Annotated in this window: 17 protein-coding genes; 8 read left to right on the top strand and 9 right to left on the bottom strand. The window is 73.8% G+C overall.

Annotated features, from left to right (window positions below; translation table 11 throughout):
• Positions 1–228 precede the first annotated feature (228 nt).
• From CD790_RS32430 to CD790_RS32420, 3 genes are all read right to left on the bottom strand, one after another.
• Positions 229–816 carry a YbjN domain-containing protein gene (locus CD790_RS32430; RefSeq protein ID WP_260868057.1) on the bottom strand — a complete coding sequence of 196 codons (588 nt, stop codon included), beginning with the start codon at positions 814–816 and terminating at the stop codon, positions 229–231.
• Entirely contained in the window at positions 809–2,221 is a 1,413-nt protein-coding gene (gene mshA, locus CD790_RS32425) for a D-inositol-3-phosphate glycosyltransferase (protein ID WP_399218611.1), read from the bottom strand. Before mshA ends, CD790_RS32430 begins: the two co-directional genes overlap by 8 nt.
• Before the next feature lie 473 nt (positions 2,222–2,694).
• Positions 2,695–3,624 carry an AraC family transcriptional regulator gene (locus tag CD790_RS32420; RefSeq protein WP_144386961.1) on the bottom strand — a complete coding sequence of 310 codons (930 nt, stop codon included), beginning with the start codon at positions 3,622–3,624 and terminating at the stop codon, positions 2,695–2,697.
• Between the two features lie 90 nt (positions 3,625–3,714).
• Between CD790_RS32420 and CD790_RS32415 the strand changes: the two genes are divergently transcribed.
• Entirely contained in the window at positions 3,715–4,548 is an 834-nt protein-coding gene (locus tag CD790_RS32415) for an NAD(P)H-binding protein (RefSeq protein ID WP_144386960.1), read from the top strand.
• Here CD790_RS32415 and CD790_RS32410 read toward each other — a convergent pair.
• The 3 genes from CD790_RS32410 to CD790_RS32400 all read right to left on the bottom strand — a co-directional run bounded on the left by CD790_RS32410 (position 4,545) and on the right by CD790_RS32400 (position 7,386).
• On the bottom strand, positions 4,545–5,360 hold the full coding sequence (locus tag CD790_RS32410) for a hypothetical protein (RefSeq protein WP_144386959.1): 816 nt from the start codon (positions 5,358–5,360) through the stop codon (positions 4,545–4,547). The genes CD790_RS32415 and CD790_RS32410 overlap by 4 nt on opposite strands.
• Before the next feature lie 309 nt (positions 5,361–5,669).
• Positions 5,670–6,248 (bottom strand): HD family hydrolase, encoded by a 579-nt coding sequence (locus tag CD790_RS32405; protein WP_144386958.1) that lies wholly within the window; start codon positions 6,246–6,248, stop codon positions 5,670–5,672.
• 19 nt (positions 6,249–6,267) lie between these two features.
• Entirely contained in the window at positions 6,268–7,386 is a 1,119-nt protein-coding gene (locus CD790_RS32400; RefSeq protein WP_144386992.1) for a DNA-binding transcriptional regulator, read from the bottom strand.
• A 129-nt stretch (positions 7,387–7,515) separates the two neighbouring features.
• On the opposite strand from CD790_RS32400, the gene CD790_RS36440 reads away from it, so the two are divergent.
• Genes CD790_RS36440 through CD790_RS35050 form a run of 5 tightly spaced genes read left to right on the top strand, consistent with a single transcriptional unit; the run spans position 7,516 to position 10,252 of the window.
• Positions 7,516–7,647 carry a hypothetical protein gene (locus CD790_RS36440; protein WP_260868056.1) on the top strand — a complete coding sequence of 44 codons (132 nt, stop codon included), beginning with the start codon at positions 7,516–7,518 and terminating at the stop codon, positions 7,645–7,647.
• Positions 7,644–8,813, top strand: a complete 1,170-nt coding sequence (locus CD790_RS32395) for a methyltransferase domain-containing protein (protein ID WP_260868055.1) — start codon at positions 7,644–7,646, stop codon at positions 8,811–8,813. Before CD790_RS36440 ends, CD790_RS32395 begins: the two co-directional genes overlap by 4 nt.
• A gap of 16 nt (positions 8,814–8,829) precedes the next feature.
• A complete protein-coding gene (locus tag CD790_RS32390; RefSeq protein ID WP_144386957.1) occupies positions 8,830–9,099 on the top strand; it encodes a hypothetical protein in 270 nt (89 codons plus the stop codon).
• A complete protein-coding gene (locus CD790_RS32385) occupies positions 9,096–9,386 on the top strand; it encodes a hypothetical protein (protein WP_144386956.1) in 291 nt (96 codons plus the stop codon). Before CD790_RS32390 ends, CD790_RS32385 begins: the two co-directional genes overlap by 4 nt.
• 44 nt (positions 9,387–9,430) lie before the next feature.
• Positions 9,431–10,252 (top strand): class I SAM-dependent methyltransferase, encoded by an 822-nt coding sequence (locus CD790_RS35050; protein ID WP_186319374.1) that lies wholly within the window; start codon positions 9,431–9,433, stop codon positions 10,250–10,252.
• A gap of 117 nt (positions 10,253–10,369) precedes the next feature.
• Here CD790_RS35050 and CD790_RS32375 read toward each other — a convergent pair whose 3' ends face one another.
• The gene (locus tag CD790_RS32375) at positions 10,370–11,245 is read right to left on the bottom strand and encodes a helix-turn-helix domain-containing protein (RefSeq protein WP_144386955.1); all 876 of its coding nucleotides are present in this window, start codon (positions 11,243–11,245) and stop codon (positions 10,370–10,372) included.
• 143 nt (positions 11,246–11,388) lie between these two features.
• Here CD790_RS32375 and CD790_RS32370 point away from each other — a divergent pair, with 143 nt between their 5' ends.
• Together CD790_RS32370 and CD790_RS32365 are read left to right on the top strand one after the other, a co-directional pair.
• Entirely contained in the window at positions 11,389–12,414 is a 1,026-nt protein-coding gene (locus tag CD790_RS32370) for an aldo/keto reductase (RefSeq protein ID WP_144386954.1), read from the top strand.
• Between the two features lie 48 nt (positions 12,415–12,462).
• Entirely contained in the window at positions 12,463–12,660 is a 198-nt protein-coding gene (locus tag CD790_RS32365; protein ID WP_144386953.1) for a type II toxin-antitoxin system VapB family antitoxin, read from the top strand.
• A gap of 8 nt (positions 12,661–12,668) precedes the next feature.
• On the opposite strand, the gene CD790_RS32360 is transcribed toward CD790_RS32365, so the two are convergent.
• Complete coding sequence (locus CD790_RS32360; RefSeq protein WP_144386952.1) at positions 12,669–13,112, bottom strand: NUDIX hydrolase; 444 nt, start codon at positions 13,110–13,112, stop codon at positions 12,669–12,671.
• A gap of 130 nt (positions 13,113–13,242) precedes the next feature.
• Positions 13,243–14,313 (bottom strand): metal-binding protein, encoded by a 1,071-nt coding sequence (locus CD790_RS32355; RefSeq protein WP_399218618.1) that lies wholly within the window; start codon positions 14,311–14,313, stop codon positions 13,243–13,245.
• Positions 14,314–14,414: the final 101 nt, after the last annotated feature.

Below are 14,414 nucleotides of genomic sequence, written 5' to 3'. Positions count from 1 at the left end.
AAGCGCAGACCGGAGCCCTGCGGCCGATCCAGAAGCTCATCCGCTACGACATCGAGCACAGCCGGGCCGGTCGCCCCCGGCTCTGCCGCCTGACGGGAGGTCATGTCGGGTGCCGGGGGTTGCGGTGCCCCTCCGTCTGACGGCCTTCCGCCAGCCCGCTGGCCCGTTAGCCCGTCGAGTCCCGCGTCGGCCCGTCGACCCGTCGGGCCTCGACAGCCCGTCGATCCGTCAGCCCGTCGGGTCCTGGGTCAGGCGGGTGAACGCCTCCAGGTTGCGGGTGGACTCGCCGCGCGCCGTACGCCACGCGTACTCGCGGCGGATGGCCGTCGCGAAGCCCATCTCCAGGAGGGTGTTGAAGCTGCCGTCCGCGTTCTCGAGCACCGTGCCGAGGAGCCGGTCCAGCTCCCGGGGGGTGACGGCCGCCAGCGGCAGCCGTCCGACGAGGTAGATGTCGCCCAGCTGGTCGATGGCGTAACTCATCCCGTACAGCCGGGTGTTGCGCTCCAGCAGCCAGCGGTGCACGGCCTCGTGGTTCTCGTCCGGCCGGCGCACCACGAAGGCGTTGACGGAGAGGGAGTGGCGGCCGACGCGCAGCGAGCAGGTGGTGGCCAGCTTGCGGGTGCCGGGCAGCTTGACGACGTAGGAGCCGTCGGAGGGGCTCTCCCACTCCAGCTCGGCCTCCTTGAGCGTCGACTCGATGACCTGCCGCGCCTCGGTCTGCTCCGCGGTCCTGTCCACCTTGTCCACCGCCTTGTCGGCCGTGTCAGCCTTGCCGGTCGTGTCGGCCCTGCCGGTCGTGTCAGCCCTTTCAGCCATGGTGCGAGCGTACGCGACGACGCTCGTGCAGGGCGGCTTGATAGACGTCCGCCGTGGCCGCGGCGGCGGTGTCCCAGCCGAAGGAGCGGGCGTGCTGGGCGGCGGCCGCGCCCATCCGCTCCGACAGGGTGGCGTCGGCGACGAAGCCGTGCAGCGCGGCGGCGTAGTCGGCCGGGTCGTGGCCGTGGACCAGGAACCCGGAGACCCCGTGGCGCACCGCCACCGGCAGGCCGCCGACGGCCGCCGCGACGACCGGCGTGCCGCAGGCCTGCGCCTCGATGGCCACCAGCCCGAAGGACTCGCTGTACGAGGGCATGACCAGCACCGACGCGGCGCGGTACCAGTCCGCCAGCTGGTCCTGGCCGACGGGCGGCCGGAAGCGGACGACGTCGGCGACGCCGAGCCGCGCCGCCAGCTTGTGCAGCCGCTCCGGCTTGGCCAGGCCGGTCCCGCTGGGCCCGCCGACCACCGGGACCACCAGCCGGGAGCGGAGCGCCGGCTCGCGCTCCAGCAGCTCCGCGACCGCGTGCAGCAGGATGTCCGGGCCCTTCAGCGGCTGGATGCGGCCGGCGAAGAGGGGGATCAGCGCCTCCTGCGGCAGCCCGAGCCGGGCCCGGGCGGCGGCCCGGCCGTCGGCCGGCCGGAAGCGGTCCAGGTTCACCCCCGGATGGACGACGGCGACCTTGGCCGGATCCGCGTCGTAGAACCGCTCCAGCTCCCGCGCCTCACCTTCGGTGTTGGCGATCAGCCGGTCCGCGGCCCGGACGATCTGCGTCTCGCCGATGACCCGCGCGGCGGGCTCCGGGGTGTCGCCCTCGGCCAGCGCCGCGTTCTTGACCTTGGCCATGGTGTGCATGGCGTGCACCAGCGGCACGCCCCAGCGCTCGGCGGCGAGCCAGCCGACGTGGCCGGAGAGCCAGTAGTGCGAGTGCACCAGGTCGTAGTAGCCGGGCCGGTGCCCCGCCCACGCCTGCATCACCCCGTGCGTGAAGGCGCACAGCTGGGCCGGCAGGTCCTCCTTGGCGAGGCCCTCGTACGGGCCCGCGTCGATGTGGCGGACCAGGACCCCGGGCGCCAGCTCCACGGCGGGCGGAAGCGCTCCGGTGGTGGCGCGGGTGAAGACCTCCACCTCGATGCCGAGGTCCGCCAGCCGCTTGGCGAGCTCGACGATGTACACGTTCATCCCGCCCGCGTCGCCGGTGCCCGGCTGGTGGAGGGGCGAGGTGTGCACGCTCAGCATGGCGATGCGGCGGGGGCGGCGCAGGTGCCGCAGCGTACGGGCGGCGCCGGCGGCGCGCCCGGTGGTTCCGCCGCGGCCGGCGGCTCCACGCACCGAGCCGCTGCCGCGGCCGGTTCCGAGCGCGCGGTCCCGCAGGCCGCCGAGCCGCGATATGTACTGGCTCACCGCGCGATACCTCCTTGCCGGGTACGTGGCTCTTGGTCGCTCTTGGTCGCTCTTGGTCGCTCTTGGACGCGCTTCGACGCCTCAACGCGTCAACACCGGAACGACCCGTTCCCATTTCCGCTTTGCCAAAGCGTGACCCGGGGCGGCGAGGGGAGCGGCGAGGAAAGTGGGTGGGTCGGGCCGTGGGCGCAGCCGGGCACAGGACCGAAACCGCATATTTACGGGCGACGACCCCACAACGCTGACTTACTCCCTCTTTGCCCACAAATATGCGACAGCGTTTCGGCCCTGTGCCCTGCGCCCCCGGCCGCTCCCGCCGTCCCCCGGCCGCGGGCCCGATCACGGACGGGGGAGTTGGGGTGGGCGGGCCGGGTGGGTGGGCAAAGGTGGGCGGGTGGGAGCGGTGGGCGGGCCGGGTGGTGGGCACCCTGCGGGCCCGATCACGAACGGGCGGCTGGGGTGGGTGGCAGCGGTCAGCCGGACTGGGCCGTCCGTGGGGCGGTGGGGGCGACCCGGCGGCGGTGGGTGCTGGGGCTGACCCCGCGTACGCGCTTGAACGCGGTGCTGAAGCCGAAGGCGTCGGCGTAGCCCACGCGGCGCGCCACGGACGCGACCGTGGCGTTGGGCTCGGCGAGGAGGTCGGCGGCGCGGGCCATGCGCCACTCGGTGAGGTACGCCAGAGGGGACTCGCCGACCAGGTCGTGGAAGCGCTTGGCCAGGGTGGTGCGGGAGACCCGGGCCTCGTCGGCCAGGGAGGCGAGCGTCCAGGCGCGCTCGGGTGCCGCGTGCATGGCGCGCAGGACCGGGCCCACGGCGTCGTCGCCGAGCGCGCGGTACCAGCCGGGCGAGGCGGCCTCGGGGCGGTCGAACCAGTCGCGGAGAGTGCACACCAGGAGCCAGTCCAGCAACCGGTCCAGCACGATCTGGCGGCCGGGGCGGCCGGCGGACAGTTGGGCCTCCAGGTAGTCGCGCATGCCCGTGCAGTCGTGGTCGTCCGGCACCACCAGCACCGGCGGCAGCACCCGCAGCAGTCGTCCCGGCACCTCGCCGCGCACGTGGTAGGCCCCGGCCAGCAGTACCGTGCTGCCCTCCGGCGCGTCGCCCCGGGCCGTCCAGGGGCCGGCGCAGCGCACGTCGCGCACGCGCTCCGCCGCCGTGTCCGGGTCGTCCGCGAAGACGAAGGGCTCCGGGCCGCGCACGATCGCCGCCTCGCCCAGCCGCAGCCGGCGCACCAGCCGCCCGCCGGGGCCGGCCGCGATCCAGCCCTCGCCGCGCATCGGGACGCACAGCGTCAGCGAGGCGCCGTCGGTGAACCTCAGCGCCCAGGGGGGCGACAGCACCGAGCGGTCGAAGACGGCGCCGTCGGCGCGCACACCGCGCAGCAGATCGTCGAACGGGTCCATGACCTCACCCTATGCGCCGCGTACGAACACGCATGCGTCCCGGACGGGCGGCCATGTCCGCTCGTGATCACGGCCGGTTGACTGCCTGTCATGACAACGAACACGAACGACATCCTGGTCCTGGGCGCCACCGGTAAGACGGGGCGCAGGTTGGTACGGCGGCTGCGTGAGCAGGGCGCCTCGGTGCGCGCCGCCTCGCGCTCCAGCGCGGTGCGCTTCGACTGGACCGAGCCCGCCACCTGGGAGCCGGCGGTGGCCGGGGCCGCGGCGGTCTACCTGATCACCCCGGAGGAGGCCGAGCCGGTGCACGACTTCGTCGGGCGGGCCGCGGCGGCGGGGGTGCGCCGCTTCGTGACGCTCTCCGGACGCGGCATGGATCTGGTCGGCGAGGACTTCGGACGCGGCATGGCCGCCGGTGAGCAGGCGGTACGGGAGTCGGGCGCCGAGTGGACCATCCTGCGCCCCAACAACTTCAACCAGAACTTCAGCGAGGACCTCTGGCACCAGCCGCTGCGCGACGGGCGGCTCGCGCTGCCCATCGGCGACGTTCCGGAGACCTTCGTCGACGTCGACGACGTCGCGGAGGTCGCGGCGACCGTGCTGACGCGCGACGGGCACGCGGGTCGGGTGTACGAGCTCTCCGGCCCGCGCGGGCTGACCTTCCGGGAGGCCACCGAGACCATCGCCCGCGCGACGGGCCGCACCATCGACTACGTCGAGCTGACCCCGGACGAGTACCGCGCGGAGCTGCGCGGCCTCGGCTACCCCGAGCCCTTCGTGAGGGCCTTCAGCGCCCTGTTCGATCTGCATCGCGAGGGGCACACCTCGGAGCCGGTGGACGGGGTGCGGCAGGTACTCGGTCGCGAGCCCCGCGCCTTCGAGGCGTATGTCGAGCGGGCGGCGAAGGCGGGCGCCTGGTCCTAGCGCGCCACGCGTGGCCGCTGGCGCATCCGAGCGCGGATCCCGTCCGCGTACGCCCGTACGGCGGCGCCCCGGCGGTCGTCCGGAGCCGCCGCCTCACCGCGACACTCGCGGCACACCCCGCCGGGGAGCGCCTGCGGGCTGCCGGGCGCGCGGCAGACTGCGCACTCCATGAGGACGGGCGCGAGGCGCGGCGGCGCCGGAAGCTCTCGTTCGGGTGGCATTTTCGCGGTCAGGCGGGCCTGGAGGAAGCGACGCGGGTGGTGGACGGCCTCGGGCAGCCCGGCGGTCAGTACGGAAGCGGCGTACGGCTCGCTCGCCCCGCGTCGGAGCCACTCCCGGGCGAGCGGTTCGAGCGCGGCGCAGTCGGCGGCGGAGAGGGCGAGACGGGGGTCGACCTCCCCGAGCCGGGCGAGCACGGCGTACGCGGGACGCGGCGCCGCCGCACCCTCCGCGCGCGGCTCGCCCTCCGGGGCCTGGCCCGTGTCCCGCCCGGCCTGGTAGGCCGCCCACCAGGCGTCATCTCGGGCGACGCGCGAGAAGTGCGTACGGGTCACCCACCGCCCACCCTCGGTCCGCTCCCGGAACAGCCGAAGATGCCCGGCCTCGGCCAGCCGCCGCAACGCGGTCCCCAAGGCGCACTGTCCGTAGGGAAGCTGCGCGGCCAGCGCCTTGATCGAGATGCACGCCCCGTCCGGCAGCCGATCGACGTACGCGGCGATGGCCGCCTCCCGCGCGGGCAGCCCGGCGAAGTCGTCGGCACGGCGCGGCCCTTGACCGGAAACGGCCCGCTTCCCGAAGCCGGGACTGGCCATCGGAGGCGAGGAGGGGGCGGAGGGGGGCGCGGGAACGCTAGAGTCTGAAGCAGCCATTGAGATCGCTCCTAACGATCTTGAAGGTCAGACCCCTGGCAGGTGCTGCTAACACCCGCTGGGGGTCGTTGCTTTGTGGCCCGCACGCTACACGCCCGCCCCGCTCCGTCGCGACTCGATCACAAAAAGTCATCTGGCCTGCTGAGGGCGGCCGTTGGTGCGCGGGGAGGGTGGGTGGGTCAAGCCTCCCGGCCAATCCTTCGGAGAGGTCTCGGGTCCCGAATCCCGCGCCCCGAGACCCGGACTTTCAGTTCACGGAGTCTCGCCCATAGCGGCGTGGAGCCAGTCCAAGGACCCGGTGTTCAGCAGCTCGTCGGCAAGGCGATTCGCTGTCTCGGTGGTGAGTCGAGCGCGGCTGTTGTCGATCCACCGCTGCGCGTTCTCGTAGCCCTGCGCCCGGTACTCAATCCCTTGAATCAGGCATTCGAGCTTGTCGGCGTCACGCGCGCACCGAGCCTCGGGTGTCTCCTTCGCCTCGTACTCAGCCACGACGCCCCGCACTGCCTCCGCCAGCGGTTCAGGCATACCGGCCGTCTGGTCAGCCGTCACGGCTTCAGGGTCAGCCGAGGGGGCGTACTTCTTCCCCAGGTGGTTGACGTCGCCAGTCCTGGTCTCTTGGGAGTCATGCCACACGGCCAGCAGCGCCGCCCGCGCCGGATCGGCTCCCTCCAACTGGGCGATCACAGAGGCGATCAGCGAAGTACGCCACGAGTGCTCGGCCACGCTCTCCGGGTCCCGCACGCCCGCCATCCACCAGCCCGTGCGCCTGGCGTGTTTGAGCGTGCCCGCCTCAAGCAGGAATCGCGACACCGCGGACAAGTCGTCAGCCACCGTCAGCCCCTCTCACGCCTCATGCGTCGGCGAGGCGAATCGCGTATCGGATGCCGTCGAGCTCACGGCGCGCTCGTGCCGAGACCTCCCTGCTATCCAACATCACGCCAAGCCGTTCGCGCAGACCACTCGCGCGGCCGGCTACGTGTAAGAGACGAGGCCGAATGGCCAACAATGCCCAAAGTGTGTGCACGTACAGCTCCGAGTAGCCGTGCCTGGGGTCGAGCCTCTCTACGAGGTGCTGCAGCAGCTTGCCGCCGGTCCACGGGCCCGGCTTGCCGGATGCGATGAAGTCGTCTGACAACTCGACCTGCTCGACTTCTCCGACCCAATACGCCCAGTAGTTCAGATTCGCTGCTTCGCCTGATTGATCACCAGCAAGCTTCGTTGAGACGAAGTGGCCCATGCGGTCACGATCTCCCTGCCGTGTGGCCACCGCCGCCAAGGAACGGGAGCTGAGCCAACCGGTCAACCAGTCCTCGGCGCACTTGACCCGTTGTTGGCAGGCGAGCCAGTCGGCGGAGTCACGCCGATCGTCATAGCCCGAGAGGTAGAGCGCTTGACGCCGAAGAAGGAACTCACCTGGCTGCCTGGCCTCCTCAGCCGTCCGCCGCAGTTGGCTGAAGAACCCTTCCCGATCTGCAGCGGACATCTCCGGGCCTCCCGGAACCGGGCCTCGTCGTGGTCGAGAGGGCGCTGACCGTAGACGCACTGCCTCAGGAGCCTCGCCGTTGAGCGGCCACGCAAGCAGTTCGACTAGATCGCGCTGCATCACCCATGCACCGAGGGGGCTGGCCTCCTGGCTGCCAGCGGCCTTCTCCAGAGTGCTGGAAAGAATCACGTCAGCCTCCATCGCCCGCCCGAGGAGGTGTATCAAGCCCGGCGAGGCACCCATCCTCAGCAGACGATGCCGGTGTGTCAGCGTCTGACCGACCGGAACCGCCGTCAGGGGCCGGCGGCCGGACTCCCACCCAGCCACGGTGTCCGCCGATACATCAAAGCGATCCGCCAACCCTTCCTGTGTCAGGCCAAGGTGCTCCCGGATCAGCCGCAGCACGTAGCCGGACACGACACCGCCGCGGGCGCGTTCGGGCCTTCCCCGACTGTCAGTAGGGGTTGTGGAAGAGCGGACCGCCATGTTGCCCCCAAGTGTCGTCGTCACGCCGCCGATACCCGTACTCGCAGTCCGTTCCTGACTGGGGCGCGCGACCCTACTGTCTCACTCACCGATTCGCATCGGCGACTGAGCGTAGCGAGGAAGGGAAGCATGGTCATGGGCAAGCACGACGGCAAAGACCCCGACCAGCCGGAGGAGCCGAAGCTCCCCCCGCCGAGCCAGGACGGCCACAACCCCGATTCGGACATCTACAAGGACGGAACGGGAGACCACCGGAAGTGAGCCACCGCGACACGGAAGACCTGGTCCAGGGACTCGCGCAGTCCCTGGACCAGGGCGGCTGGTTCACGAAGCCGTGGATGCGTGAGGCGTACCTGGCCGTCCCCCGGCACGCGTTCGTCCCCGACCTCGTATGGGTGTGGGACGAATCCGCCGAGCTCTATCGCGCGCTGCGCCGCTCGCAGGACGAGGACCGCTGGCATACGTTGGTGTACGCGCGCGAGCCGGTTGTCACTCAGGTGGATGATGGCGTCGAACGCGATACGGGCCGGGAACCGACGAGTTCGCTCAGCGCGCCCGGCGCGGTCTTCGCCATGCTCGGCGCCAGCGATCTCGACGTGGGCATGCGGGTCCTGGAAATCGGGACGGGTACGGGCTACAACGCGGCGCTGCTGTCTGAGTGGGTGGGCGCGGAGAACGTGACCACGATCGAGGTCGATTCGGCCGTGTTCGCGCGGGCGCGCGCCGCGCTGAACGGGTGCGGCTACCGGCCCACGGCGGTACACGCGAACGGCGAAGCCGGCTACCAGGCCCGTGCTCCGTACGACCGGCTGCTGTCCACGGCCGCCGTGCGGCGGATTCCCCGTGCGTGGCTGGAGCAGGTACGGACGGGCGGCGTGATCGTCACGCCGTTCGGCACCGCCTACCGCAACGCGGGGCTGCTGCGCCTCGATGTGGATAAGGACGCCACGGCGAGCGGCCAGTTCGTGGACTCGGTGGACTTCATGTGGGTCCGGGGCCAGCGGCCGTCGCAGGTGAGGCCCCGGCGCGAGGGCGAGCCACGACTGTCGGCGTCGCCGATCGCGCCACAAACTGTCACCGAGGCGGGTAAGCACGCCGAGTTCGCCATGGGGCTGCGCGTGCCCGGCGTCCGCTCCGGGCACCTGGGCACCCGCCCCGACGGGACGTACCGCCTCCTGCTGTGGGACACGCGCGGCTCCTACGCCTCCGTGCACTACGCCGGATGGCGTGATGGCGACGGGGTCCTCCAGCACGGCCCCCGCGACCTGTGGGACGAGCTCGTCGCCGCACACACCTGGTGGGACCGGCACGGCAGGCCCCCGCTCACCCGCTTCGGGCTGACCGTCTCTCCATCCGGCGAGCACCAGGTGTGGCTGAACAGTCCCGACGGTCCCACCTGGGAACTCCGGGATCCAAGGGAGATCTGAGAGGGGTGCAGGACCCATGACCGAAACAACCACCACAGGGACCACAGCACGGCATGCGGCCGCCAGCCCACCCCCCACCGTCACCCACGCCACCCCCCTGAAACGGGACGTGATCTACGACCGCCGCGCCCAGCAGGCCGCGCTCGCGATCCGGCTGCACTGTGCGGACGGCAGTGCGCTCGATTCGGCGCTGATCCTCACCCCGGACCAGGTCGAGCTCTACCACCTCCAGCTCGCCCAGGCGATCGAGCAGCGGGCCGCCGCGCGCCGTGAGGGCGCGTGGTGACGGGCGAGGGGGCGGGCGGGCCCTCCCGTCGTGAGGCGCTGCGCCGGGTCGGGGCGGTGACCGACGGGGTCGTACGGGCGCAGAACGAGCGCGGGCCCGTCGACGCGGGGCAGGGGGCGTACACGGCGGGCCATCAGCGCGTCGACCGTGCCTGGCGGGCGGCGCTCATCCACCTCACGGAGTGCGCGGCCTGCCGCAAGGGCGACGCCGCGTGCGAGACGGGGCGCGGGCTGCTCGGGGCGTACCGCGCCGCGCGGAGAAGCGGATCGTCGCAGCCGGGGGCGTAGAGGGGCGGGGCCGTGGGTCCGGGTGAACGCTTAGAGTCATAGACATGCCCGCCCGTCCCCCCGCCCCGGCCCGACCCGTCGGCTCGGTGACTCGCGGCACCACCAATCCGAACCGGCTGCGGCGTATGGACCGCTGGATCGCCGCCGTACACGGTCCCGCGCTGCTGCGGGCGGAGGCGCCGGTGGCGGTGGATCTGGGGTACGGGGCGGCGCCCTGGACGGCCGTGGAGCTGCTGGAGCGGCTGCGTACGGTGCGGCCGGACGTGCGGGTGGTCGGGGTGGAGATCGAGCCCGCGCGGGTGGCGGCCGCCAAGCCGTATGAGCGGGAGGGGCTGGTCTTCGCGCACGGCGGGTTCGAGGTGCCGCTGCCGGGCGGGCACGGGGAGCGGCCGGCGCTGATCCGGGCGGCGAACGTGCTGCGGCAGTACGGGGAGGACGAGGTCGCGGCGGTGTGGCGGCGGCTGTGCGATCGGCTGGCGCCGGGCGGGCTGCTGGTGGAGGGGACCTGCGACGAGATCGGGCGGCGGCACGTGTGGGTGGCGCTGACCCCGCAGGGGCCGCTCAGCGTCACGTTCGCGACCCGGCTCGGCTCCCTGGAGCGCCCCTCCGACCTGGCCGAGCGGCTGCCCAAGGCGCTCATCCACCGCAACGTCCCCGGCGAGCCCGTGCATGCCTTCCTGCGCGACTTCGACAGGGCCTGGGCCGCCGCCGCGCCGTACGCCCCGCTCAGCGCGCGCCAGCGCTGGGTCCGCACCGTCCGCGTGCTCCGCGACGACCTGGGCTGGCCGGTCCTGCACGGGCCCCGTCGCTGGCGGCAGGGTGAGGTCACGATCGCCTGGGAGGCCCTCGCCCCCGGGTCCGGCTGACCCGCGCGACCTGCTGGACCGGGTCGCCGGCCACCCTTGCCTCGGGCCGGGCTGACCCGCGAACCGCCGGACCGGCGCCGGCCCGTCTTCCCCGGGTCCGGCGCCGCCGGCGACCCGCTAGACCGGGGCGCCGGCCGGGAGGGCCGGGAGGGCCGGGAGGGCCGGGAGGGCCGCGAGCTCCCGCAGGGCCTCCGCCGTGCGCGTCCCCCGCCGCGCCGTGTACGTGCACAGCACCTGGCCCTCGTCGGTGGGCAGCGCCAGCACCTCGTAGGTCAGGTCGAGCTCGCCGACCAGGGGGTGCCGGACGCGCTTGGTGCCCGAGGTGCGTTCGGTGACGGCCTGGGCCTCCCAGTGGCGTCGGAAGTCGGGGCTGTGGTCGAGGAGCCGGCAGGCGACCTCGCTGATCCGCCCCTGGGGGCGGCGGCCGGCCTCGGCGCGGAGGGCGGCGACCATCTCCTCGGCGAGTCGCTCCCAGTCCGGGTGGAGGGCCTTGGCGTCCGGGTGGAGGAAGGTCAGCAGGGCGGCGTTGCGGTCGGCCTCGGGGACGGCCGCCAGGTCGAAGGAGACCAGGCCGCCGAGGCGGTTCCAGGCGAGGATGTCCAGGGCGGGGCCGTAGACGAAGGCCGGCACCGTGTCGTCGAGGGCGTCCAGCAGCTGGCGCACCTGGGGCCGCACGCGCGCGCGGGGCCCCTGGTCGCCGCGCTGCCGGCGCCGGGGCTGGGCGACGTTGCGCAGATAGGTGTGCTCGGCGGGGGTCAGCCGCAGGGCCCGCGCGATGGCGTCCAGGACCGGGTCCGAGATGGCGGGGGCGCGGCCCTGCTCGATGCGGGTGTAGTAGTCCACGCTGATCCCGGCCAGCTGGGCGACCTCCTCGCGGCGCAGCCCGCGCACCCGGCGGCGGGTCGATCCCGCGGGCAGCCCGAGCGCGGCCGGGTCGAGCGCGGCCCGGCGGGACTTCAGGAAGGCGTTGATCTCCGGTTCGGCATGCCGCATCGGCCCATTATCGACGGGGCGGCAACAAGGTGGTTCTGGCGGACCCAGGTTGAAACGGGCCTGGTACGTGCTGCGCCGGCGGCGGAAGGTGGAACGCGTAACCGAAAGACAGCACAGGTCACGGCTCGACGGAGGCACCCCCCATGCAGCGCAGGATTCTCGGCGGCACCGGCATCTCGGTCAGCGAATACGCGCTGGGCACGATGATGTTCGGTGCCTGGGCCAACAACGACCACGACGACGTGGTGCGCATCATCCACCGCGCCGTCGACGCGGGCATCAACCTCATCGACACCGCCGACGTGTACTCGGCGGGCGAGTCCGAGGAGCTCGTCGGAAAGGCGCTCAAGGGCCGCCGCGACGACATCGTGCTGGCGACCAAGGGGCACAGCCCGATGGGCGAGGACCCCAACCTCGGCGGCAACTCACGACGCTGGATCACCCGCGCCGTCGAGGACAGCCTGCGCCGGCTGGACACGGACTACATCGACCTCTACCAGATCCACCGCCCCGACCCGGCGACCGACATCGACGAGACGCTCGGCGTCCTGACCGACCTGGTGCGCGCCGGCAAGGTGCGGGCGGTCGGCTGCTCCACCTTCCCCGCCGAGCAGATCGTCGAGGCGCACTGGACCAGCGAGCGGCGCGGCCACGTCCGCTTCCGCAGCGAGCAGCCGCCGTACTCGATCCTGGCGCGCGGCGCCGAGGCGGCGGTGCTGCCGACCGCGCAGAAGTACGGGATGGGGGTGCTGGCCTGGGGTCCGCTGTCGGCGGGCTGGCTGTCGGGCCGCTACACGAAGGCGTCCGACATCGATCTGACGGGCGGTCGGCACGCGCTGGAGCGGCAGAAGTTCGACCCGGCGCTGCCGGAGAACGCACGGAAGCTGGAGGCGGTGGGGCAGCTGGTCCAGGTGGCGGAGGAGGCCGGGCTCTCCCTGCCGCACCTGGCCACCGCCTTCGTCCGCGCCCACCCGGCCATCACCTCGGTCATCATCGGCCCGCGCACCTACGAGCAGCTGGAGGACCTGCTGGCCGGCGCCGACGCGGTGCTCGACGACGGGGTGTTGGACCGGATCGACGCGATCGTGCCTCCCGGCATCGACCTCAACCGCGCGGACAGCTACTACCTGCCCCCGGCCCTGAAGAACGCGGCGCTGCGCCGCCGGTGACGGCACCGCTCCGACCGCTAGAGTGCGGGCCCTACGAAGGGGGCGCCCATGGCCAAGGTCGAGATCAGCCTCGATGCCGAACTGGTGGTGGAAGTCATGGTGCTGGCCGGGGTGGGCTCGCCCCAGGACGCCGTCGAGGCGGTGGTGCGCGACTACATCGCCCGCGGCCACCGCACCGAGGCCCGCACCGAGCTCCGCGACCAGGGCCTGCGGGAGGCCGAGGCCGCTCCACGAGAACAGGGCTGACCGGCCGCTCAGGACAGCGTACGGAGGAGGGCGGCGACCAGTTCGCGGTCGCTGTCCGCGGTGAGGCGGTCGGCCGCGGCCGCCGGGGGCAGCCACTCCAGCCGGTCGACCTCGCGGTTCGGCACGAACGAGCCGCCGGTGGCCTCCGCCGCCCAGTAGCGGACCTCCTTGGGGCGGCCCTGCGCCAGGTAGTGGCGGGTGGGCAGCTCGTCCCCCAGGGCGCAGGTCATGCCGGTCTCCTCCAGCACCTCGCGGACGGCGGCCTGCCGCGCCTCCTCGCCGCGCTTCAGCTTGCCCTTGGGGAACGACCAGTCGTCGTACTTGGGCCGGTGCACCAGGGCGAGTTCGATCCGCCCGACGGCACCGGCGCGGCGCCACAGCACGCACCCCGCGGCGAAGACGGGCCGGACGGCCGCCGTGTCCGGCACCGCCGCGGGCTCGCTGCCTGCCATCACGTCCACGTCTCCTTCCACCGACACCTGGACTTCCACCGGCGCCCGGACTGCCATCGGTGCCTGGGCCTCCGCCGGTGCCTGGGCCTCCACCGGCAGCCGGACTCCGTCGGCGGACCTCGGCGCCCGGTTACCAGGCGGTCGCCCCCGCCGCCAGCCGCTGCCACACCCGGCCGAAGGCGAACCTCGCCGCCTCGACATCGTGCCGCTGGTCGGCGTGGAGCACCCCCAGCGCGTACGCCGTGGCCGGGGCGATCCGCGGGGTGCGGGCCGCCGAGGCCGCGGCGGCCGCGGCCTCGGCGGCGTCGCGGTGCCGGTCCAGGGCCTGCGCGGCGGCGAGGAGCCGCACGGCGAGCGAGGGTTCGGCCTCGACCGGGCCGGTCGTGTCCGCGCGCTCCCCCTCGTCCAGCACCTCCAGCGCGTAGCGCCGCAGCCGCACCAGGCGCCGCACCTGGTGCCAGGGCGCGTCCTGCCGTTCGCTGGCCGGCGGCGCGTCGGCCGCGGCGGTCGCGGCGAGGCCGTAGGCGAGCGCGTCGGCGTTGTACGGATGCCCTGCCACGCCCAGCGGCAGCGCCTCGACGGCCTCCACCAGCCGCCGGTGCGCCAGCTCCGCCAGCGGTGGCAGCTCCTGCCCGGCCGGGCGTTCGGCGGCGCCCGGCGCCAGCGGCACCTCGGAGGCGAGCAGCGCGACGGCGTCGGCGACGGCGTGGAAGCGCGAGGAGCCCAGCGCCTGGAGCGCAGCAGTGTGCGCGCGGGTCCGGGCCAGCGTCAGCTGGCGCTCGAGCAGCGCGCCGGCCCGCGCGGCGCCCACGGTGAGCGTGCCGCCACGGGACTCCTCCCGCGACCCGGCCACGGCGCCGCCGGTTCCCCGGCCCCCGGCCGCCGCCCGGCCACCGGTCCCGTGGCGCCCACCGGCCCCCGCAGACCGCGTCGCGTCGCCGCCGGTCACCTCCGCGCCGCCGGGCACGGACGGTCCCGCGCCGCCGGCACCCGCGCGCCCCGTTCCGGTCGGGTCGCCCGTGCCTCCCCCGGCGTCGCCGCCGAGTCCCGGCGCTCCGGCCCGGCCGGCCGCGCCCGCCTCCGCCCCGCGGTCCGTGCGGCCGCCCCCGCGCCCCGTGCCGCCGACGCGTCCGTCGGGCTCACCGTCGTCGGCCGCCAGCGAGACGCCGCGGCGGCCGCGCCCGGTCCGGGCGCCGGGCACCGACGCCCGCGTCCCGCCGCGCCGGGCGCCGGGCCCCGCGGCCGTCGAGCCGTCGACGGGCGCGGGCTCGGCGCTCCCCCCGTCGCCGATCTCCGCCGTGA

The organism is Streptomyces sp. SAJ15 (assembly GCF_007595705.1).
Classification (GTDB): domain Bacteria; phylum Actinomycetota; class Actinomycetes; order Streptomycetales; family Streptomycetaceae; genus Streptomyces.
This window is presented reverse-complemented; position numbering and strand designations above follow the sequence as displayed.